We start from the raw sequence: 21,524 nt of genomic DNA on the forward strand, positions 1-21,524 counted from the left end.
TCAGTTGTCCAGCTCCAGCACCATCCGGACCAGGCCTTCGGCGCCGGTCGGGTGCGGCACCGGCTTGAAGCCCAGCGACGCGGCCAGCTGCTTCATCGGTTCGTTCTCGGCGGCTACGTCGCCGTACAGGCGGTCCAGGTACTTGCCACGGCCCCACTTCACCAGCTTGCGCATCAGCTGCCGTCCCAGGCCTTGCCCGATCAGGAAGCGGCTGATCAGGATCGCGTACTCGGCTTCACGGGTGCCGGGGATGATCGAGGCCCGGGCGACCGCGCCGACCACCGCTTCGCCAGCGGGCAGGGACTCGGCTGCGACCAGGGTGATCTCGGTCTTGGGGTTGGGGTGGGTCAGGCGCTGGGTGGTTTCCGGCGACAGCTCGGTCACCGCCTGCAGGAAACGATCACGGATTTCTTCCGGCCCGAACAGGCTGAATGCCGCTTGCAGCGGTGCGCCATCTTCCGGGCGGATGGGGCGGATCAGCAGCTCGTGGCCGCTGGGAGCCTTGAAGATCTCATGCCAGGGCGGCATGCGGTTGCGAGTGGCCATACCGGGTGATTCCTTGGTGGTCCATCGATTGTGGCATCACCGGGGCTGCGTTCCGTGAACGAAAGGCTCACGGCGGTACAGCCTCGTGAAGGCCGTTATTCGGGGGCTTTGAGCCAGTCCAGGCGGGTGCTGGCCCCGGGTTCGCCCAGGTGCTGGCGCAGCGCCGGCAGGGCCGGACCGACCACGCGGTCGAACTGCCACGGCGGGTTGAGCAGCAGCATGCCGCTGCCGTTGAGGCGCAGCGGCGAGTCGTCCGGGCGCACCAGGAACTCGATCGTCATCGCCGATTTCACCGGCAGGGCGGTGGCCTTGCGCAGGAAGTGCAGGATGGTGCGGCGCTGCTTGATCGGGAACCAGACCGCACAGGTGGCCTGCGGCCAGCGTGCCAGGGTCTCGGCCAGGGCGGCCAGGATGTTCTGGTATTCGGCGTCCTGGGCCTCGTACGGCGGGTCGATCAGGACCAGGCCACGGCCGATTTTGCTGCCGTTGAACTTCGGCGGCAGCAGCGAACGCAGCAGGGCATAGCCATCGCCGGGGCGCACATCGACGCGGCTGTCATGGGCGAACAGGGCCTTCAGCGTGGCCGTTTCGGCTTCCTGCAGCTCACAGACCGCCATGCGGTCCTGCGCACGCATGGCCTGTGCGCTCAGCAGCGGCGAGCCCGGGTAGTTGGTCAACGCGCCCACCGGATTGTCGGCCTGCACCGCCTTCAGGTAGCGCTCGACCACCTCCGGCAGCTTGGGCTGGGCCATCAGCCGCATGATCCCGGACTCGGCCTCCAGGGTCTTGCGGCTCTCTTCGCTGGCCAGCAGGTAGCGGCCGGCACCGCCGTGGGTGTCGAGCACGAAGAACGGGCTGTCCTTGCGCTTGAAGCTGTCGATCAGGGCCAGCTGCACGATGTGCTTGAGCACATCGGCGTGGTTGCCGGCATGGAAGGCGTGGCGATAGTTCATGGGCGGCAGTGTACGGGGCGGCGGCCGCAGCGGCTATGCTGCGCGCCATGACAGCTCCTGTTGCCCATGTCCTGGTCGTCGAGGACGAAGCCGCCATCGCCGAAACCGTGCTTTATGCGCTTCGCAGCGAGGGCTATGCCGCCAGCCACTGCCTGCTCGGTGGCGAGGCCCTGAAGCGCCTGCAGGCCGGGGATATCGACGTGGTGGTGCTGGACGTGGGCCTGCCCGACCTGGGCGGTTTCGAGGTGTGCCGGCGGCTGCGCGCGCAGCCCGGGCCGGCGGCCCAGCTGCCGGTGATCTTCCTGACCGCCCGCAACGATGAAGTGGACCGCGTGCTGGGCCTGGAACTGGGCGCCGACGATTACATGACCAAGCCGTTCTCGCCGCGTGAGCTGGTGGCGCGGGTGCGTGCGCGCCTGCGTCGCGCCGCACCGGTCGCGGCAGCCCCCGGCGCCGATGCGGGCTGGCAGGAACATGGTGCCTTCGCCATCGACCGCGAAGGCCGGCGCATCCGCTTCCGCGGCCACGCGCTGGACCTGACCCGCTACGAGTACGCGTTGCTGGAAGCGCTGCTGCAGCGGCCGGGCGCCATTCTCAGTCGCGCCCAGTTGATGGATCGCGGCTGGGACAGCAGCGCCGACAGTGCCGACCGCACCGTCGACACCCATGTAAAGACGTTGCGCGCCAAGCTGCGCGCAGCCGGTGCCAGCGACGACCCGATCCGCACCCACCGTGGCCTCGGCTACGCGCTGGAGGTCTAGCCGATGCGCCTGGTCCTGAAGCTGTTCCTCGGCTTCTTCCTGATCACCGGCATCGCCGCGTTCTTCGTGATGCGCGTGTTCGTCAACGAAGTGAAGCCGGGTGTGCGCCAGGCGATGGAATCGACCCTGGTCGATGCCGCCAACGTGCTGGCCGAGATGGCGGCGGCCGATGTCAAGGACGGCACCATCCGCAGCGGCAGCTTCACCCGCAACCTGGCCAAGGCGCGGCAGCGTGACCTGAAGGCGATGGTCTGGCGCTTTCCCAAGCGCTCACTGGACTACCGGGTGACCATCACCGATGCCAAGGGCATCGTCATTTACGACTCGCTGGGCCGCGACCTGGGGCGTGACAATTCGCGCTGGAACGATGTCTACCGCACCCTGCGTGGCGAGTACGGTGCCCGCTCCAGCCCGGAAGTGCCAGGCGAAGAAGGCGATACGGTGATGCATGTGGCGGCGCCGGTATACGACCCGGCCGATGGCCGCACCCTGATCGGCGTGCTCAGCCTGGCCCAGCCCAACCGCAGCATCGATCCGTTCATTGCGGCCAGCCAGCGCGCCATCATCGAGCGCGGCGCCTGGCTGATCGGATTGTCGGCGCTGGTCGGCGTGCTGGTGACGATGTGGCTCACCACGGGCCTTGGCCAGCTCAGCCGCTATGCACGGGCGGTCAGCGCCGGCGAACCGGTGCCACCGCCGCGGCGGCGCCGCGACGAGATCGGCGACCTGGGCCAGGCCCTGGAAACGATGCGCCGCAAGCTGGAGGGCAAGGCCTACGTCGAGCAGTACGTCCAGTCGCTGACGCATGAAATGAAGAGTCCGTTGGCGGCGATCCGCGGTGCCGCCGAGCTGCTGCAGGAGCCGCTGCCGGAGGCCGACCGCGTGCATTTCGCACGCAGCATCGTCGATCAGCAGGAGCGGCTGACCGAGACGATCGACAAGCTGCTGGCGCTGGCCGAAGTGGAACAGCACGGCTGGCTGCAGACCCGCGATCCGATCGCGCTGCCAACCTTGCTGGCCGACGCAGCGGCGGCCGCGCAGGTGCGCGCGCAGGCGGCCGGCGTGCAGGTGCGCATCGGCAGCGTGCCCGACATGCGCGTGCAGGGTGATGCCTATCTGCTGCGGCAGGCGTTGCACAACCTGATCGACAACGCCATTGCCTTCTCACCGCCCGGCGCGGACATCGCGCTGCAGGCCGAGGTGGACGGGCCGGGCGTGCGCCTGCAGGTAGCGGATCGCGGTGCCGGCATTCCCGACTACGCGCGCGAACGGGTGTTCGAACGCTTCTATTCGCTGGCCCGCCCCGGCAGCGGCCGGCGCAGTTCCGGCCTGGGCCTGCCGTTCGTGCAGGAAGTGGCTCGCCTGCATGACGGACGCGCCAGCCTCGACGCCCGCGATGGCGGTGGCACGGTGGCCAGCCTGTGGCTGCCGTTGGGTGCTGCGGGCCAGCGCCCGCGCCGCTGACTTCACACTCGCTTCAAATTCGCCACAAACCCTGCTCACCGCAGCGGTCCATCCTGCAGCCCTCTCCAACGAGGATGGACCATGAAATCCCTGAAGATGCTGCTGCGGTTCGCCATTGTCGGCGGGCTGATCCTGTTGTTGCTTGTGCCGCTGATGATGATCCGCGGGGTGATCACCGAGCGCAGCCAGTACCGCGACGAGGCCTTTGCGCGGGTGGCCGACAGCCGTGCCGGCACGCAGCAGCTGGTGGGCCCGGTGCGGGTGGTGCCGTGGGTGGAACGCAAGCAGGTTGAACTGGTTGACCCGCTGGGCGTCAAGAAGACCGAGGTGCAGGTCACCGAGGGGCACTGGCTGCAGATGCCGGCGTCGCTGGCGGTAAGCGGCGAGATGCTGCCGAGCCAGCGCGAAGTCGGCCTGTTCAAGGTGCCCGTGTACAGCTGGAACGGCCAGATGAAGGCGAGCTTCGCCGCTGACGACTATCCGGTGAAGGCAGGGCGCACGTATGGCCAGCCGTATGTGGCGGTGGGAATTTCCGATGTGCGCGGCCTGGTCGGTACACCGAACCTGCGCGTGGATGGCAAGCAGCTGCGCCTGCTGCCGGGCGTCGGCGTGGCCAGCGAAGTCGGCCGTGGCCTGCATGCGCCAGTGGCCGGTTTCGCTGCGGATCAGGGCGGCACGCTGGCGGCCAGCACCGTTGAACTGGAGCTGCGCCTGGATGGCAGCCGCATGCTGTCGGTGGTGCCGGTAGGCGATGACACCCACATCGCGCTGCGTTCGAGCTGGCCGCATCCGTCGTTCAGCGGTGCGTTCCTGCCCAACGAGCGGCGCGTTGATGCACAGGGATTCGACGCGCGCTGGGCGGTGTCCTCGCTGGCCTCCGACGCACAGCGGCAGCTGCGCAATGAAGGTTCGGTCGACTCGCAGGCGGTTACGGTGTCGCTGGTCGATCCGGTCGATACCTACACCCAGGCCGACCGTGCGTCCAAGTACGGGGTGCTGTTCGTGCTGCTGACCTTCGTCGGCTTCATCCTGTTCGAGCTGATCAAGTCGCTACGCATCCACCCGCTGCAGTACCTGATGGTCGGCCTGGCGCTGGCGATCTTCTTCCTGCTGCTGATCAGCCTGTCCGAACACATCGCGTTCTGGAAGGCCTACCTGGTTTCGGCGGTGGCCTGTATCGGCCTGCAGGCGGTGTACCTGGCCAACGTGCTGGGCCATTGGAAGCGCGGCCTCGGCTTTGCGGCCCTGCTGACCGTGCTGTACGGCGCGTTGTATGGCCTGCTGGTGTCGGAGAACAACGCACTGCTGATGGGGTCGCTGCTGCTGTTCGTGATCCTGGCGCTGGCGATGTGGGTGACCCGCCGGGTCGACTGGTACGCGCTCGGCGCGGACCTGAAGTAAGGAGCACGCCATGGGCTGGCGCCAGGGATTGCGGCAACGGGCACGGCAGGGCATTCCGGCCCTGCTGGAAGTGGATGCACTGCTGCAGGCACATGGCGTGCTGGCGGCCTTGCCGGGGGCGCGGATCGCCCCCGGCTTGGTCCGCTTCCAGCTGGCGGCGGTGACCTGCGAAGGATTGCAGGGGCAGGGATTGCGTTGGCTGCAGGGTGCGCGGCAGGGACGCGGCGTGGTGGCCGGCCGGGTGCCGCGCTACCGGCCATGGAAGGCCGGCGCAGAGGCATTGGCCGAGATCGGCATCGGCGGCCTTCCGGATGACTGGCCGGCACACGCGGCGGTGTATGGCTGCAGCAGCATCGACCGGCGGCACTGGTTGCTGTTGCTGCCGGAGCGGGCGCAGTTGTGGCTGGGATGGAGCGGGTGATTCGGCTTTGCGGGTACGAACCAACACTCTCCTGTGGGTGCGAACCTTGGTTCGCATGCTTCCGCGCCGTCCATGACCGATGGGACGGTATCGCCGCGCCCCGGCTGGCTAGACTCGATGGGTTGATGATCGAGCCGAAGGGCAGGAGTGCGATGTGTTGAAGTGGGGCGTGCTGGCCGCAGCGCTGGTGATGGGTGGCAATGCAGGGGCGCAGCAGCGCGAGACGGTGGACCTGGACATGGTCAGCCGCATCCGCCAGGAGGCGTTCCACCGTTCGCAGGTGATGGACACCTTCAGCTATCTCACCGAGCGCATCGGCCCGCGCCTGAGCAATTCGCCGGCGATGGGCCGCGCCAATGCGTGGACCCGCGGCAAGTTCAACGAATGGAAGCTGGACAACGTCCACGACGAAGCCTTCGATGACTTCGGGCGCGGCTGGGAGTTCACTTCGGCGAGCGTGGAGATGCTGGGCGACCGCGTGCAGCCGCTGCATGCACTGCCCAAGGCCTGGACGCCCGGTACGAAGGGCCCGGTCGAAGGCGAGCTGGTGCAGGTCGAGATCAAGAAGCCCGAAGACATCGAGAAGTACCGCGGCAAGCTGCGCGGCAAGATCCTCCTGCTGGGCGAGGCACGCGAATACAAGCGGGGCACCGAGCCCGATTCGCACCGCCACGACGCGACCTCGCTGGAGGGCCTGCAGGAGTTCACCCTGCCCAAGGACAAGGACGCTACCGCCGAGCGCGCCAAGCGGGTCAAGGAGTACCAGGAACGCCAGCAGCTGGCGGCCAAGGTCAATGCGTTCTTCGTCGAAGAGGGCGCGCTGGCCTCGATCAGCATCAGCAGCTGGGACAACGGCATCATCCGCGTTGCCGGCGGCGGTTCGCGCAAGGCCGGTGAGCCGGTGGGCATCCCCGAACTGGCGATGATCAGCGAACACTTCAATCCGCTGGTGCGCGCGCTTCAGGCCAAGCAGACGGTGCGCCTGCGCGTGGATGTGGCGGCGCGCTTCACCGACGAGGCCGACCAGCCCGGCTACAACACGCTGGCCGAGATCCGCGGCAGCAGCAAGCCCGATGAAGTGGTGATGATCGGTGCGCACCTGGATTCGTGGCACAGCGGCACCGGTGCGGCCGACAACGCCGCCGGCGTGGCGGTGATGATGGAGGCGATGCGCATCCTCAAGGCCACCGGCGCCAAGCCCAGGCGCACCATCCGCGTGGCGCTGTGGAGCGGCGAGGAGCAGGGCCTGATCGGCTCGCAGGCCTATGTGGCCAAGCACTTCGGTCGCTTCCCCGAACCCACTGACGCGGCCCAGAAAGCGCTGCCGGCGTCGCTGCGCGAGCCGACCGGTGCAGTGCAGAAGACCCGCGATTACAGCAAGTTCCAGGTCTACTTCAACATGGACAACGGCTCGGGCCGCTTCCGTGGCATCTACGCGCAGGAAAACCTGGCGGCGATGCCGATCTTCGAAGCCTGGCTGGCGCCGTTCCATGACGTGGGCGCCACCACCGTGGCCACCCGCAACACCGGCAGCACCGACCACATCAGCTTCGATCGCATCGGCCTGCCGGGCTTCCAGTTCATCCAGGACCGGCTGGACTACTTCACCAACGTCCACCACAGCCACCTGGACACCTGGGACCACGCCGAACCGGAAGACCTGAAGCAGGCCGCGGCCATCGTCGCTTCGTTCGCCTACAACGCCGCAATGCGCGAGCCGTCCTTCCCGCGAAAGGCAGAACCGTAAAAGGGGACGGAGGGGATTAAGTCGTATCTCCCCCTCCGCTTCCCGGTTACAGCACCCCAGGGCTGGGCAATCGCGACTTAATCCCCTCCGTCCCCTTTTTCCGTCGGGGGCGGTGGGCTGGTAAAATCGGGGGATTCCCGTTCCTCGAGCCGTCCATGACCTGCCGCACCCGCTTCGCCCCCAGTCCCACTGGCTACCTGCACATCGGTGGTGCCCGCACCGCGCTGTACTGCTGGCTGGAGGCCCGTCACCGCGGCGGCGAGTTCGTGCTGCGCATCGAGGACACCGACCGCGAACGCAGCACCCAGGGCGCAATCGACGCCATCCTGGAGGCGATGGAGTGGCTGGGCCTGGACTACGACGAAGGCCCGATCTACCAGACCGACCGCGTCGCCCGTTACCGGGAAGTGGCCGAGCAACTGATCGCCGAGGGCAAGGCGTACTACGCCTACGAGACCCGCGAGGAGCTGGATGCCATGCGCGAGGCCGCCATGGCCAGGCAGGAAAAGCCGCGCTACAACGGCGCTGCGCGCGATCTGGGCCTGCCCTACCGGGACGACCCGAACCGCGTCATCCGCTTCAAGAACCCGCTGGAAGGCACGGTGGTGTTCGATGACCTGATCAAGGGCCGCATCGAGATCGCCAACAGCGAGCTGGATGACATGGTCATCTTCCGCCCGGACGGCTACCCCACCTACAACTTCGCGGTGGTGGTGGACGACTGGGACATGGGCATCACCGAGGTCATCCGCGGCGACGACCACATCAACAACACCCCGCGCCAGATCAACCTGTATGAAGGCATCGGCGCGCCGGTGCCCAAGTTCGGCCACATGCCGATGATCCTGGACGAGCAGGGCGCCAAGCTGTCCAAGCGCACCGGTGCGGCTGACGTGATGCAGTACAAGGACGCCGGCTACCTGCCCGATGCGCTGCTGAGCTACCTGGCCCGCCTGGGCTGGTCGCATGGTGACCAGGAGCTGTTCAGCCGCCAGGAACTGATCGACCTGTTTGACGTGAAGGACTGCAATTCCAAGGCCTCGCGCCTGGACATGGCCAAGCTGGGCTGGGTCAACCAGCACTTCCTGAAGACCGAGGAGGTGGCCGCGATCGTGCCGCACCTGGTCTACCAGCTGCAGAAGCTGGGGCTGGACGTGGCCGCCGGCCCGGCTCCGGAGGATGTGGTGATCGCCCTGCGTGAACGCGTGCAGACCCTGAAGGAAATGGCCGAGAAGGCCGTGGTCTGGTACCAGCCGCTGACCGAATACGATGAAGCGGCGGTGGCCAAGCACTTCAAGGCCGGTGCCGAGGTGGCGCTGGGCAAGGCCCGCGAGCTGCTGGCCGCGCTGCCGGAATGGACCGCCGAGTCGGTGGGCGTCGCCCTGCACGACGCGGCCGCAGCGCTGGGAATCGGCATGGGCAAGGTCGCCCAGCCGCTGCGCGTGGCCATCACCGGCACCCAGGTCAGCCCTGACATTTCCCATACCGTTTACCTGGCCGGCCGCGAGCAGGCCTTGAAACGCATTGATGTGGCCATCACCAAGGTAGCAACGGCCTGAGGCATCCTTGCCAGGCCCGAACCGGAGAACACGCATGCCCGCCAAGACCGCCACTGCCTGTACCGCCCCGCACCACCATGTCCACGACGCATCGGATTTCGTGGCGGTGGTCGAGCGTGTCTCGCGCGAACGCGGGCTGCGCCTGACCCCGATCCGCGCCAATGTGCTGAAGCTGATCGCCGAGGCCGGCAAGCCGGTCAAGGCCTACGAGCTGCTGGAATGGGTGCGTAACGGCAAGGGCGTGGGCGCTGATGCCCCGCCCACCGTGTACCGCGCGCTGGACTTCCTGATGGCCAATGGCTTCGTGCACAAGCTGGAGTCGGTGAATGCCTTCGTGGCCTGCCATCATCCCAGCAGCGCTGCGCATTCGGTGCCATTCCTGATCTGCAACAGCTGCCACAGCGCAGTGGAACTGGAAGACCGCGAGATCGTCAGCCAGCTGGAGAAGCGCGCCAAGGAGCTGGGTTTCCAGCCGCAGGCGCAGACGCTGGAAGTCCACGGTCTCTGCGCGCGCTGCGCGGGGTAACGCAATGGTAGTGCCGGCCGCTGGCCGGCATCCTGAGTGGGGTCAGATCCCTTTGCCATTGGCAAAGGGATCTGACCCCGTTTCATGACAAGGGCTAGTCCTTCGGTTTGCTTGCGGTATCCACCCGCACGATCACCGACATGCCGGGCCGCAGCTGCGCGGCCAGCTTCTGGCCTTCATCGATCGATATCCGCACCGGCAGCCGCTGCACCACCTTGGTGAAGTTGCCGCTGGCATTGTCCGGGCGCAACACGCTGAACTCCGATCCGGTGGCGGGCGCGATCTCCTGCACGCGGCCCCTCAGCACCTGGCCCTGGAACGCGTCGACCGAGAACGTGGCCGGCTGGCCGATCGCCATTCCCCAGGTCTGGCCTTCCTTGTAGTTGGCCACCACCCACAGTGTGTCAGGTACCAGGAACAGCAGCTGCGAACCGGCGGCGACATACTGGCCCACGCGCACGCTGGCTTCACTGATCTGGCCGTCGCGCGGTGCGTGGATCACCGTGTTGGCCAGGTCGATGCGGGCCAGTTCCAGCTGCGCCTGTGCGCTTTCCACCTGGGCCTCCAGGCTCTTGCGCGCGACCTGGGTCGACACCAGTGTTTCCTCGGCGATGCGGATCTGCGCCTGCGACTGCTGCACGCTGGCCTGCGCCGAGGCTTGGCTGGTGCGGAACTTGTCGCGGTCATTGATCGACACCAGCTGCTGCGCGGCCAGTTCCTCGTAGCGCTTCAGCTCGTTGCGCGAGCGCTGCAGTTCGGCCTGCCCGGCCGAGAGCGTGGCGCGCGCGGAGGCGATCTGCGCACGGTTCTGCGCCTGCGACTGGTCGGAGTTGGCCAGCGCCGCGCGCGCACTGTCGAGCGTCGCCTGCGCCTGGGCGACGCGTTGGGCATAGATGCGGTCATCGATGCGCAGCAGCGGCTCGCCCTGCCTCACATGCTGGAAATCCTTCACCAGCACTTCGGTCACATAGCCGTTGACCTGTGGCGCCATCACGGTGATCTGGCCGCGCACATAGGCGTTGTCGGTCACCATCACGCTGCTGGTGAACGGCCACAGATGCCAGGCGCGCAGGATCAGCGCAATGCCCAGCAGGGCCACCACCACCATCACCACCACGCTGCGCGCGCTGGGCTTGAGATACTTCGGCGCGACTGCCGGTTCAACGGGCGTGGGCGCAGGTGCCGCGTCGGTCGGCGGCGGTGGAGTCACATTGTCGGCGTCGTCGGATCGGGGCGGAACGGGGGGCATGGCGGAGGACTCAGCGGTGTGCGGCCGGGGTGGCCGCAACGGGTGAAGTGGGGTGGCGCTTGCGCCATTGCTTGAGCACGGCGGTGCGCAGCGACAGCAGCAGCAACCAGCACAGGAAACCGATCGCCAGCCAACCGCTCAGGGTGAACACATCATTGAAGCCGCGCACATTGGCTTCGCGGCGCGTGGTCTGCGCCAGCTGCGCGCTGCCCTGCGCGCTGCGCAGCACCGGGTCGGTGATCTGTGCGCTGTACAGCTGTTGCTGGATGCGCAGGCGTTGTGCCACCACCGGATCGGCGGGGTCGAGCTGGCTGGTCAGCGCGCTGGAGTACAGTTGCTCGCGATGCAGCTGGAAGGTGCCCAGCACCGCCGAGCCGGCCAGGCCGCCCAGCGTCTGCGTGATCGACAGCGTCACCAGGAAGGTGACGATGTGGTCCACCCCCTGCTTCAACGCCGCCGAAATGCCGAGCATGATCAACGGGCCCATGAACATGCCGGCGCCGACCGAGGCCAGGAACTGGCTGGCGTAGAAATCGTGCGGCCGATCCATGCTGGTGCGGTGCTGGTCGAAGAAGGCGGCAGCGCCCAGCAGCAGGATCGCCATCAGCAGCTGGGCGATCAGCCGCTTCGGGCCGAAGGTCAGCGAGGCACCGGCGATGCCCACGATCACCCCGGCCAGGATCACCACGAACAGCGGCCGCATCTGGTCAGGCCCCATGCCGAGCGTGCGCATCAGGTTGACCACGCCATAGGACTGCTCGGTGGTCAGGAAGCGGATCAGGAAGGCGCCGACGATGAAATGCAGCACCGGCAGCGTCGACAGCCAGCGGATCTGCAGCAGTGGATTGCGCCGGTAGTGCTCGATGATCAAGGCGGTGGTGGACAGCACGATCGACGCGACCAGGGCCCAGCCCAGCCACGGCGTGTTGAGCCACCAGCGCGTGTAGCCCTGCGCCAGCACGATCACCAGCAGGGCGACGGCCGGGGCGAGCAGCGCGAACGTGAGGAAGTCCAGTGGCTCGAACGCCTTCACCTGGATGCCCGGCGGCAGCTTCAACACCACCACGGCGGCGAACGCACACAGCGCCAGCCCGGCTTCAAACGAATAGAGCTGGTGCCATTGGCCGGTATCCACCAAGCCTGGTGAAACGATCCAGGCGATCGGCACCGCCAGCTGCGAAAGGCCGACGCCGACCACCAGCAGATTGCCGGTGAAGCGCCGCGGCAGCGCCTGCAGCATGTACAGCGTGCCCAGTGTCGAACAGGCCGCGCCGGCGAAGCCGCTGGCGGCACGGGTCAGCATCGTGGTCTCGAAGCTGCCGACGAACAGGTGCAGCACCGCCAGCGCCGCATACAGGCCCAGCCCGATCTCGGCGAACAGACGGATGCCGTACTGCTGGCGGAACTTGAAGGCCAGCAGGTTGGCGGTGACGTTGACCATGGCATAGGCCGCTACCAGCCAGCTGCCCTGGGTCGGGGTCAGCGCCAGCTGGCCCTGCAGGAACGGCAGGTTGGCGGTGACCAGCGCATTGCCGAGGCCGCCGGTGATCGCCACCAGCAGCGATACCAGCGCATAGGCCGCACGCCGGTACGGCGGGTGCCAGGGCATCGACGCCGAGCCGGGCATGGTCGGCTTCTCGTGCTCCTCCCAATCCGGAACCGGCTTCAGATACGGCTGGACCATCAGCGCGCCTCGCTGGTTGCTCCCTGGAGACCCCCGCGCAGCAGCTGCAGGGCGCGCCCGGCGAGGTGGGCGCGCTCGTCGCGGGTCTTGCCGCGCAGGGCTGCGCCCAGCATGCCCGAGATCAGTGAAATATCCGTCTTCTCCAGATCGGCACGGCACAGTCCGGCGGCCTTGGCGCGGGCGATCGGCTCCTCCAGCAGGTCGCGCACGGTCTCGCGCGCCGCGCGCATGGCCGGCACGTCCGAATCAACCGCCCGCCAGTAATCGGCCAGTGCGGGCGAATCGATGATGCGCTGGGCCATGCCCTCGAACACCTCGAACAGCGCGTCGTCGCGGTCACCGAGCTGTTCGACCTGGCGCCGGATGCGATCAACCGTGCGCTGCAGCAGCGCCTGGATCAGCGCGGTGCGGTCGGGGAAGTTGCGGTACAGGGTAGCGCGGCCCACCTGGGCGCGTTCGACCACCAGGTCCAGTGGGGCAGTGACACCGTGTTGGCCGAACACATGATCGGCGGCGTCGAGGATGAGGGCACGGCGGGCAGCGGCATCGGCACGTTGGGCAGTCATGGAATTATTTTCGGACAAAAGTGTCCGATTGGCGAGACATTGGGTGACGGGATTGTCCGCTTGTTGTGGTACGCACATCTTTGTGACGGGTGTGTGAGCGGGGGCGCCGCGACCTCGCTCACGCATAAAGGAACGGGGGGCCAGACGGCCCCCCGGGAGAGAGAATGGTATTCGTGGTGCGGCCCCGCCATGCGTTGAAAGGGCGAGTGGGGGCAGAGCCCTTTCCCGCGGAAAGGGATCCCCCCTGCATCCGATCAGAAGAACGCGCGGATGCCGAATGCGACCCCACGGCCCGGCAGCGGCGAGTAGTCGCGCAGCAGCGAGGTATGCGGGCGCACTTCGCGGTTGGTCAGGTTGCTGCCATCCAGGAAGACTTCGTAGCTGTTGCTGGCGTTGCGGTCCCAGCGGTAGGCCAGGTGCGCATCGACCAGGGTGTAGCCATCGCTCGGTGCCTCGTTCTGCGCCACGTCCTTCTGGCGGCTGTAGCGCACCGCACCGACCGAGGCGCGCCAGCCGTCCTTCGACCAGCGCAGGTCGGCGCCGACGCGGGCCGGGGCGATGCGCGGCAGGTAGCCGGTGTTGGCCAGTTCCACGTTGTAATTGTGGTTGTGGTCGCCGTGCGGCACGGCGATGTCCAGGTTGCGGCTGCCGCTGCCATCCAGCTTGGCTTTCACGTAGTCACCGAACACGCGCAGGTCCCAGTCACCGGCGCCGCCCTCGAACAGGTGCACCAGCGCTTCGGCCTCGGCGCCGCGGAACACCGCGTCCTGCTGGGTCCAGGCGCGCACCGGCAGCCCCTCGGTAACGCCGGTGTCGGCCAGGTAGATGAAGTCCTTGAACTTCGTCTGGTAGACCGAGGCGGAGAAGTCCAGGCGTTCGCTGTGGGTGTGGATACCCAGTTCCACGCGCTGGCCGCGCTCGGTCTTCAGGTTGGCATCGCCGATTTCCAGCGAGCGGGTGGCGATGTGCGCGCCGGCGGCATACAGCTCCTCGTTGGTCGGTGCACGTTCGGAGCTGTCCACGCCGATGCGCAGGTCAACCGCATCGTTGAGCTTCCAGATGCCAGCGGCAGACAGGTTGGTGGCGCCGAAGGTGCGGCGACGGTAGTCACCGGTCGGGTCCAGCTTGACCTGGTCGTGGCGGCCACCCAGTTCCAGCTTGAACGGGCCAAACTGCTTTTCCTGCAGTACGAACAGGCCGATGTTCTTCGTGCCGGTATCCGGAACGAACGCCTCTTCGCCCTTGGCACCGAAATCACTGTTGCCGAACTGCAGGCCGAAGGCGCCGTCCCAGCCGCCGATCTGCTGCTGTACCGCTTCCAGGCGTGCCTCGATGCCGCGGTTGGTGAAGCGGGTGGACGGTGTGCCGGCCTCCAGCTCCACGTGCTCGTAGTCGGTGTAGGCCACGCGCGCGTTGATGTTCTTCAGGAACGAGACCGGGTCGTAGATGCCGGCCTTGGTCTCGAAGCGGTTCTGCACCATGTCGATGCGCACGTCGTGTTCGTCACCGCCTTCCTCTTCATCACCATGGTCGTGACCATGGTCATGCCCATGATCATCACCGTCGGCGTGCACGTGCGCGCCGTTGGGAATGCCATAGTTGGTGCGGTAGGTGCTGGCCGACACGCCGAAGTAGCCGCCGTCGCCCAGCCAGGTTGCGCCGACGCCGCCGGCGCGGGTGCGGATGGAGCTGTTCTCGAGGCGGCCGCGACGCGGCTCTTCGCCTTCCTCGCCCGCGTGATCATGGTCGTGGTCGTCGTGGTGGTCTTCCAGGCTGTCGATCACCGCATAGCCGGGAATGCGGTAGTCGTCGCCATTGCGCACCAGGCCGTCCACATGAAGCACGACATTGCCGCTGACGCCATCGAGGCGGAACATGCCGCTGCGCTCGTTGTTCACCGAATTGCCACGCAGCTCGGCGCGGCCGCTGAGCGGGCGCTCGGGCAGCTCGCGCGCGATGCGGCCATCGACCACGTTGACCGCCCCACCGATGGCACCGCTGCCGAACAGCAGCGTGGCCGGGCCCTTCAGCACTTCGATCTGGTCGGCCAGGAACGGTTCGATGCTGGTGGCGTGGTCGGCGCTGACCGTGGACGCATCCATGTTGCCCATGCCGTTGGACAGCACGGCCACGCGCGGGCCTTCCTGGCCACGGATGATCGGGCGGCCGACGCCGGGGCCGAAGAAGGTGCTCTGCACGCCGGGCAGCTTGGCCACGGTATCGCCGAGGGTGCCGGCCTTCTGTTCGTCCAGGCGCTCACCGGCCAGCACCTCCACCGGGCGCGCAAGGGATTCGGCATCGCCCTGCAGCGGCGACGCGGTGACCTGCACCGAGGACAGCTCGGTCAGGTGGCGGTCACGATGGGCGGTGTCCTGACCGGCTGCAAAGGCGACGGACGGCAGCAGGGCGGCGAGGGCCAGGGCCAGGGAATGCGGCTTGAGCCGTGCGGTGTGGGCGGGCATGGATGGGTCCTTTGTTACACTGTATCAATCGCGGGGCGCACGAATCCCGTCGATGGGACAGGGGGAGGGAAAGCGTGCGGGTCGGAGAGGGATGTTATATTATTCCATAACGATTCGCCGACCCTGCTGGAAGTCATGTCCTTGTCCTCACGCCTGCGCCACCTGCTCGACCGTTTCGGTGCCACCGGTTCGATGCTGTGCGCGGTGCATTGCGCAGTCATCCCGGTGCTGCTGGCGGCAGCGCCCTCGCTGGGCCTGTCGTTCTGGCTGAGCGACGGCGTCGAACAGGCGCTGGTGCTGTTCGTGACCCTGCTTGGGCTGTTCAGCCTGGTCTGGGGTTACCGCCGCCACGGCGCGCTGCGTGCGCTGGGCTTCCTGATCCCCGGCCTGGTCGCGCTGTGGGCCGGCGTGCTGTACGAGCCGCTGCATCACAACGCCGTGCCGCATGCGGTGGTGATGACCATCGGTGGCCTGCTGGTGGGCGTTGCCCATCTGGTCAACCTGCGCCTGAACCACGGCCACGTACACGACGCCAGCTGCGCGCACTAGGCGCTCCGTGATAGGATTTTTGATCGTGCGCGGGGGCGCCCAGCAAGGCGGCCCCGCCGAACCCGTGTCAGTACGGGGTAACCAGATTTCACACTTGAGGAGTTGAAGACATGGGTAAGGGTGACCGCAAGACCGCCAAGGGCAAGCGCTACAACGCCAGCTACGGCAACGCCCGTTCGCATACCGCGAGCAAGGTCGCCGTAGGCGCCGCCGCCCCGGTTGCCAAGAAGACCGTGGCCAAGGCTCCGGCGAAGAAGGCCGTGGCGAAGAAGGCCGTCGCCAAGGCCTGATCCGGCCGCGCGACTGGTCCAAGGAAGAACGCGGCGCCTGGCGCCGCGTTTTTTTATGCACGATTTTGCAGAGCCGAGCCCATGCCCGGCTGGCGCAATGCAGCCGAGCGTGGGCTCGGCTCTACAACCGGATCAGCGCAGCGTCTGCTTCAGCGTTTCCGGGTTGCCGTCGTTCGGCGCGGCCGGCACCTGCAGCAGGTGTGCCAGCAGTGGATAGACATCGACATTGTCGAAGCCATCGATCACCAGGCCCTGGCGGAACGACGGGCCACTGGCCACGAACACCGCGCGCATGGACGGCAGCGCGTTGTCGTAGCCGTGCGAGCCGCGGTCCTGCTGTTCGCGCTTGGCGATCTTTTCCTGATGCAGGGCATCCCAGCCTTCATCCATCATGCAGACAATGGCGGGAATGCGCGGATGGGTGCCGTAGTGCAGGCGCGCCGGCAGTTTTTCTTTCTTCCAGCATTCGTAGTGCGCGTGGCGGCCGAGCAGAGCGCGTTCGGCGGCGGCTTCATGGCCGACCACTGGTGCGAAGCCGACCGACTGGCCCTGGCTGACATTGCGCGCAATCGCCGGGTCGACCATCGATTCGGTGGCGATCACGTGGCCGACCGGCACGCTGGCCATGCCATGGTCAGAGACCACGATCACGTTGGTGGTCGCGGCCAGGCCGCGCTGCTGCAGTCCATCGAGCACTTGGCCGACGATCTGGTCGGCGCGCACGATGGCGTCGGCATACTGTTTCGATTCGGGGCCGTAGTTGTGGCCGGCCTTGTCCACGTGTTCCATGTACAGCGTGGTCAGGCGGGGGGCATCGGCGTCGGTCTGTGCAAGCCAATCGAGCACGATGCCGGCGCGTTGCTCAAGTGGTTCCTTGCCATCGTACACACGCCACTGGCTGGGGCGGACGCCGCGGATTTCCGATTCACTGCCCGGCCATGAGGTGGTGGCCGACCGAACGCCGGCATTCTCGGCGCCGACCCAGATCGGTTCACCGCCCCACCAGCCACTGGTGGTAACCGCTTCGCGATTGCTCAGCTCGAACCGGCCCAGGGTTGCATCGTCCATGCTGTTGTTGACGATGCCGTGGTGGTCCGGGCGCAGGCCGGTGACGAGGGTGTAGTGGTTGGGGAAGGTCAGTGACGGATAGGACGGGGTCATCCAGCGTGCACGCACGCCGCCGTCGATCAGTCGCTGCAGGTTCGGGGTCAGGCCGCGATCCAGCGCGTCGGCACGCAGGCCATCGATGGAGATCAGCAGCAGCTTGGGCGGTGCCGCCGCAGCGACGGGTGTGGGAACGGAGGCGGAAGGGGCAGGCGCGGTGGTGCAGGCGGCCAAGGGCAGCAGCAGCGCCAGCGCGCAGGTCAGGCGTACGGAAGTCATCCGCGCATGATAGTGCGAGGTAATGACGCGCCCAAGACACGGCGCACTATCGCGCGCCGTCTCCGCGCATTTTTCCTTATCCCCGCGCCTGTCGGCGCCCCCCTTCAACAAGCAGGGGGCTTTTCTCCAGACGTATTCCTGATGCTTCCATCCACGCATGGCGTGGATTTACCGTGTCGACCAATGTCGACACCTACCAGCCGCCCCGCCTCCCCGCAACAAGCCCGCTGTTGCAGTTGCTGTTGCTCTAGCCTCTGCGGGTGCCGGGCGCAGCCCGGCCAGCCCTCTCAGGCGAACAGCGGGGCCTGGCGTTGTTCCAGCCGCAGCAGCGCGGCCTTGGTTTCCAGGCCGCCGCCGAAGCCGGTCAGTGCGCCGTTGCTGCCGATCACGCGGTGGCAGGGCAGGATGATCGGCAATGGATTGCGGCCATTGGCCGCGCCCACCGCGCGGGTCGCGCTGGGCTGGCCCAGGTGCTGCGCCAACTGCAGATAGCTCCAGGTCTGGCCGAACGGAATCAACGCCAGCGCCTGCCACACGCGCAGCTGGAAAGGCGTGCCCCGTGGTGCCAGCTGCAGGTCGAACCGGCTGCGTTCACCGTGCAGGAACTGGAGCAGCTGTTCGCGCGCTTCGGGCAATGCGCCCGGCGCGTGATGCCAGCCGTCGCGCCCGCGCGCGGGGTGGCGGTTCTCCGGGAACAGCACGTGCGCAAGACCACGCTCGTCACCGGCGATGGTCAATACGCCGATCGGGCTGTCGAAACGATCGAACAACAGGGTCATGTCGGTTCTCCAACGAACGTGCCGGACAGGTGCCACAGGTGCAGCACCGCGTAGGCGCGCCACGGGCGCCACGGTTGCGAGCGCGCTTCGGTCGCACGTTCGCTCAGGCGCTGGCCCTGGGCGTGGCCGAGCACCTGCTGCAGTACAAGATCGCCGGCCGGGAAGGCATCGGGCTGGCCGAGTCCGCGCAGGGCAATGTACTGAGCGGTCCAGGGGCCGATGCCGGGCAGTGCAACGCAGCGGGCCACGAATTCCTCCAAGGCCTGGCCGGGCCCGAAGTCGAGCCGGCCGCTGGCGCAGGCGGCGGCCAGGGCGCGCACGGTGGCCGCGCGGCTGCGCGGCAGGCCAATGGATTCCAATGGTGCCTCGGCCAGTACCTCGGGCGCGGGGAACTGGCGATCGAATTCCGATGGCATGCCCGGCAGGTGTGCGCCGTAGGCATCGACCAGGCGCCGCGCGAAGGTGGTGGCCGCGGCCACGCTGACCTGCTGCCCGAGTACCGCGCGTACGCCTACCTCGAAGCCATCCCAGCCGCCGGGTACGCGCAGTCCGGGGCGTTCGGCGATGCCACGCGCGAGCAGCGGTTCTTCGCCCAGCGCGGCATGGACCTGCTGCAGGTCGGCATCCAGATCAAACACCCGACGCACGCGGCGCACGATGTCGGGGATCAGGCGCGGATCCACCGCGCCCAATTGCAGGCGCAGTTCCGGCCGCTTCGAATCGGCGGTGACGCGCAGCAGGGTGGGGCGCTCCGGCGTGCCCAGTACGCGCTGGTAGCTGTCTTCGCCGATCAGTTCGATGCCGGGCAGGCTGCGTTTGCGCAGGAAGGCCAGCATGCGTGGGAAGTCCAGTGGTGGACGGTAGCCCAGGCGCAGCACCAGGCCGCCATCATCTGCAGCCAACGGTTGATGCTGGCGACGCAGGGCGGTCGGCGCCATCCCACAGCCCTGCAGGAACGCGGTATTGAAGCGGCGCAGGCTGTTGTAGCCGGCAGCCAGCGCGACGTCGGTCACCGCCAGCGTGGTTTCGGTCAGCAACTGTTTGGCCAGCAACAGGCGATGGGTTGCGTGGATCTGCCCGGGCGTCGCGCCGAGATGTTCGACGAACAGGCGCTGCAGTTGGCGCGCGCTGAGGCCGAGCTTCGTTGCAAGATCGGCCACCGGCTGCTCCTGCAGGAAGCCTCCCTGGATCAGCGCCAGTGCCCGCTGCACGGTCTGTCCGGCCAGGGCCTGCTGGGCCTGCGGTGCCAATTCCGGGCGGCAGCGCAGGCAGGGACGGTACCCAGCGGCCGCGGCGGCCGCGGCGGTCGGAAAGTAGGTGATGTTGCGCGGCTTCGGTGGCGGTGCCGGGCACACCGGGCGGCAGTAGATGCCGGTGCTGCGCACGGCGGTGAAGAACACGCCGTCGAAGCGTGCGTCGCGGGCCAGGCGGGCGCGGTCGCAGGCGGCGGTGTCGAGGGCGAGGGCGGTGTCCATGGCGCCAGTCTAGGCCCGCGCGGGCGGCGATACTCGCCACATTCGGACATGGATGCTGAAGGGGGTCAGGCTGGGCTGCGCCCTGCACCCGCGGAGGCCAGAGCAACAACAACAGCGGGCTTCCTGGGGGAGGGCGGGGTGGGTCCGGTGGCAGGGGACGCTGCAAGTCCCCCTCCGGGGCCCGGCCCAGCCGCTGGCGGCTGGGCGTTCGGGCGCTTGCGAAGCAGTGCTTCGCAAACAAAGCGCCCTCACCCATGGAAGCTCGGTCGCGCCATCCATGGCGCTCACGCCCCTGCCACCGGATCCACCCCGCCTTCGACAGTTTCCCGCGGCCTGCCGGAAGGGCATCCCGCTCTGGTAGGTGTCGACCTTGGTCGACACGGTAGATCCACGCCATGCGTGGATGGGGTGGTGGAAGACGCTGTAATGAAATGGATGGAACCAGGGGGTCACAAGGGGTTCAGTGCCACGCGCTGAATGCGTCCCCCGGACGGGTAGACTGTGGCTCCTGCTCACCTGAAGACTGGTTGCCCGATGTCCGCCAAACGCCGCTGGTTGCCCCTGTTGTGCCTGGCCCTGGCGGGCTGCAGCCAGCTGGAAAATCCGGGCAATGTGACCGCTGCTGACAAGGCTGCGCGGGCGCCGGCCAGCGATGGCGAGAACATGGTGTCGATCAATGCGGCCGATGCACCGCCACCGCCAGCGCCGCCGCGCAGCCAGGCGGATCGGCCGTGGCCGCAGGCGCAGCTTGAGAATGGCCGTGCCTGGGTCAGCTGCAGCACGGAATATGCTGGCGATGCCGGCGACGGTGTCGAGCTGGAAGGCCTGCAGCGCGAGCAGATCACCCAGGCGCTGGCCCCGTGCGCCGAGCGCGGCCTGATGCGCGTGCGTTACGCCGGCAAGATCAATCCGGGCTTCGCCGAGATGATGTGGCGACTGGCCGTGGTTGCTGACGAGCAGAAGATCCACAAGCGCATCCTCGATCTGGATTCCAGCGGGGGGCAGGTGGAGTCGGCGATTGTCGCCGGTGACAGCATCGGTGAATCGGGCTGGACCATCTGGGTGCGCGAAGGCTCGATCTGCCATAGCGCCTGCGTGTTCGTGCTGGCCGCCGGCGACAACCGCCTGCTGTCGGGCAAGGTCGGCATCCACCGCATGATGCGCATCAGTTCCAAGGCCACCTCGCGCGCCGAGCTCAACCGCGAGCTGCACGAGGTCTACGACAACGTGAAGGACTACCTGCAACGCAACGGCGTGGCGGTCGGTGTGGCCGATCTGATGATGACCGTGCCCAACCGCAGCCTGCGGCTGCTGACTCCGGACGAACTGCGCCAGTACGGCCTGGATGGCACCAATGCGGTGCAGGACGATCTGGAACGGATCAAGCAGATGCGTGCCTGCGGCGACGATTTCGTGCAGCGCAAGGACGCGTTCCTGGTCGCCTTCGACCAGCAGTGCAAGCGCGAAGGCGCCGACATGGAGTCGATCAACAGCTGCGGCCAGGCGTTGAAGCAGCGCTTCGGCTTCCCGGACGCGGTCTGCCCCGACGAAAGCCCGCTGTCGGAGATCGATGTGGCGACGCTGCCACCAGCGCCGCCGGAGCCGCCGCCGGTGGCCGAACAGGCGCCAGCAGAGACCGGCACGCCGGCCGCTCAGGCCGATGCGGCGGCGGTGGAAGGCAACGCCCACGCGCGCTGACGAACCGCTCA

19 protein-coding genes are annotated in these 21,524 nt (G+C 67.5%); 10 read left to right on the forward strand and 9 right to left on the reverse strand.

What is annotated here, in order from left to right:
* Nucleotides 1-546 (reverse strand): GNAT family N-acetyltransferase, encoded by a 546-nt coding sequence (locus AC5P8U_RS10125; protein WP_004150340.1) that lies wholly within the window; start codon nt 544-546, stop codon nt 1-3.
* Between the two features lie 95 nt (nt 547-641).
* A complete protein-coding gene (locus AC5P8U_RS10130; RefSeq protein WP_072166851.1) occupies nt 642-1,499 on the reverse strand; it encodes a 23S rRNA (adenine(2030)-N(6))-methyltransferase RlmJ in 858 nt (285 codons plus the stop codon).
* A 35-nt stretch (nt 1,500-1,534) separates the two neighbouring features.
* Here AC5P8U_RS10130 and creB point away from each other — a divergent pair, with 35 nt between their 5' ends.
* From creB to AC5P8U_RS10165, 7 genes are all read left to right on the forward strand, one after another.
* Nucleotides 1,535-2,260: a two-component system response regulator CreB gene (gene creB / locus AC5P8U_RS10135; RefSeq protein WP_072166850.1), complete on the forward strand. Its 726-nt coding sequence runs from the start codon at nt 1,535-1,537 to the stop codon at nt 2,258-2,260.
* A gap of 3 nt (nt 2,261-2,263) precedes the next feature.
* Nucleotides 2,264-3,724 carry a two-component system sensor histidine kinase CreC gene (gene creC / locus AC5P8U_RS10140; protein ID WP_005415794.1) on the forward strand — a complete coding sequence of 487 codons (1,461 nt, stop codon included), beginning with the start codon at nt 2,264-2,266 and terminating at the stop codon, nt 3,722-3,724.
* Nucleotides 3,725-3,805: 81 nt separating this feature from the next.
* Nucleotides 3,806-5,125, forward strand: coding sequence for a cell envelope integrity protein CreD (gene creD, locus AC5P8U_RS10145; RefSeq protein WP_088496914.1), 1,320 nt, complete (start codon nt 3,806-3,808; stop codon nt 5,123-5,125).
* A gap of 10 nt (nt 5,126-5,135) precedes the next feature.
* Nucleotides 5,136-5,546, forward strand: a complete 411-nt coding sequence (locus AC5P8U_RS10150) for a hypothetical protein (RefSeq protein ID WP_227836649.1) — start codon at nt 5,136-5,138, stop codon at nt 5,544-5,546.
* 154 nt (nt 5,547-5,700) lie between these two features.
* A complete protein-coding gene (locus AC5P8U_RS10155) occupies nt 5,701-7,293 on the forward strand; it encodes a M20/M25/M40 family metallo-hydrolase (protein WP_447897064.1) in 1,593 nt (530 codons plus the stop codon).
* Nucleotides 7,294-7,448: 155 nt separating this feature from the next.
* On the forward strand, nt 7,449-8,852 hold the full coding sequence (gene gltX, locus AC5P8U_RS10160) for a glutamate--tRNA ligase (protein WP_072166846.1): 1,404 nt from the start codon (nt 7,449-7,451) through the stop codon (nt 8,850-8,852).
* Nucleotides 8,853-8,886: 34 nt separating this feature from the next.
* Entirely contained in the window at nt 8,887-9,378 is a 492-nt protein-coding gene (locus tag AC5P8U_RS10165; protein WP_005415799.1) for a Fur family transcriptional regulator, read from the forward strand.
* Nucleotides 9,379-9,472: 94 nt separating this feature from the next.
* Here AC5P8U_RS10165 and AC5P8U_RS10170 read toward each other — a convergent pair whose 3' ends face one another.
* The 4 genes from AC5P8U_RS10170 to AC5P8U_RS10185 all read right to left on the reverse strand — a co-directional run bounded on the left by AC5P8U_RS10170 (nt 9,473) and on the right by AC5P8U_RS10185 (nt 15,339).
* Nucleotides 9,473-10,627: an HlyD family secretion protein gene (locus AC5P8U_RS10170; protein ID WP_072166845.1), complete on the reverse strand. Its 1,155-nt coding sequence runs from the start codon at nt 10,625-10,627 to the stop codon at nt 9,473-9,475.
* Nucleotides 10,628-10,637: 10 nt separating this feature from the next.
* The gene (locus AC5P8U_RS10175; RefSeq protein WP_227836651.1) at nt 10,638-12,311 is read right to left on the reverse strand and encodes an MFS transporter; all 1,674 of its coding nucleotides are present in this window, start codon (nt 12,309-12,311) and stop codon (nt 10,638-10,640) included.
* Complete coding sequence (locus AC5P8U_RS10180; protein WP_005415802.1) at nt 12,311-12,877, reverse strand: TetR/AcrR family transcriptional regulator; 567 nt, start codon at nt 12,875-12,877, stop codon at nt 12,311-12,313. Before AC5P8U_RS10180 ends, AC5P8U_RS10175 begins: the two co-directional genes overlap by 1 nt.
* A 254-nt stretch (nt 12,878-13,131) precedes the next feature.
* Nucleotides 13,132-15,339 carry a TonB-dependent receptor gene (locus tag AC5P8U_RS10185; RefSeq protein WP_439426699.1) on the reverse strand — a complete coding sequence of 736 codons (2,208 nt, stop codon included), beginning with the start codon at nt 15,337-15,339 and terminating at the stop codon, nt 13,132-13,134.
* Nucleotides 15,340-15,474: 135 nt separating this feature from the next.
* Between AC5P8U_RS10185 and AC5P8U_RS10190 the strand changes: the two genes are divergently transcribed.
* Both AC5P8U_RS10190 and AC5P8U_RS10195 read left to right on the forward strand, forming a co-directional pair.
* Nucleotides 15,475-15,888 carry a MerC domain-containing protein gene (locus AC5P8U_RS10190; RefSeq protein WP_005415804.1) on the forward strand — a complete coding sequence of 138 codons (414 nt, stop codon included), beginning with the start codon at nt 15,475-15,477 and terminating at the stop codon, nt 15,886-15,888.
* Nucleotides 15,889-15,998: 110 nt separating this feature from the next.
* A complete protein-coding gene (locus AC5P8U_RS10195) occupies nt 15,999-16,178 on the forward strand; it encodes a 30S ribosomal protein THX (protein ID WP_004150462.1) in 180 nt (59 codons plus the stop codon).
* A gap of 132 nt (nt 16,179-16,310) precedes the next feature.
* Here the strand turns inward: AC5P8U_RS10195 and AC5P8U_RS10200 are convergent, their stop codons facing one another.
* The 3 genes from AC5P8U_RS10200 to AC5P8U_RS10210 form a co-directional block, all read right to left on the reverse strand.
* The gene (locus tag AC5P8U_RS10200; RefSeq protein WP_227836653.1) at nt 16,311-17,561 is read right to left on the reverse strand and encodes an alkaline phosphatase family protein; all 1,251 of its coding nucleotides are present in this window, start codon (nt 17,559-17,561) and stop codon (nt 16,311-16,313) included.
* A gap of 287 nt (nt 17,562-17,848) precedes the next feature.
* Entirely contained in the window at nt 17,849-18,340 is a 492-nt protein-coding gene (locus AC5P8U_RS10205; protein ID WP_061479516.1) for a methylated-DNA--[protein]-cysteine S-methyltransferase, read from the reverse strand.
* Entirely contained in the window at nt 18,337-19,815 is a 1,479-nt protein-coding gene (locus tag AC5P8U_RS10210) for an AlkA N-terminal domain-containing protein (RefSeq protein WP_445391447.1), read from the reverse strand. The genes AC5P8U_RS10205 and AC5P8U_RS10210 overlap by 4 nt, the downstream gene beginning before the upstream one ends.
* 534 nt (nt 19,816-20,349) lie before the next feature.
* Here AC5P8U_RS10210 and AC5P8U_RS10215 point away from each other — a divergent pair.
* Nucleotides 20,350-21,513, forward strand: a complete 1,164-nt coding sequence (locus AC5P8U_RS10215; RefSeq protein ID WP_061479514.1) for a COG3904 family protein — start codon at nt 20,350-20,352, stop codon at nt 21,511-21,513.
* Nucleotides 21,514-21,524: the final 11 nt, after the last annotated feature.

Source organism: Stenotrophomonas sp. YJH_SMC_81, from assembly GCF_059370875.1.